The 265-nt window shown below is 66.8% G+C and carries 1 protein-coding gene; it reads right to left on the bottom strand.

Features of this window, described 5'->3' with window-relative positions; translation table 11 throughout:
• On the bottom strand, positions 1-265 hold a 265-nt coding region (locus AC1RPR_RS08885), incomplete at both ends, for an energy-coupling factor transporter transmembrane component T (protein ID WP_481763584.1).

Here is a 265-nt window from a genome sequence, read left to right as displayed (position 1 = left end):
AGCACCGGCACGAACGCCCTGATCCGCCTCCCGATGCTCCCCTCGGTCTCGATGCCGCGCGCCTTCTGCGCGTCCAGCACGACCTTGGCCGTCTTGCCGAGATCGGTGATCGCCTGGAATGAGGCCAGGAGCACATAGCTCGCGTACGGCGTCAGGCCGCGCAGTTCGAGTGCGAGCATGAGGTTCCTGATCGGAACGAGCGCGAAGAACAGCGCGACCGCGCCGCAGATCGCCATGACGACGGTCGAGAAGCGGAGGCCCTCGA

Source organism: Dellaglioa sp. CoH-57-MRSF-22 (genome assembly GCF_056781895.1).
Note: the sequence above shows the minus strand (reverse complement) of the source record. Positions and strands in the feature narration are given on the sequence as shown.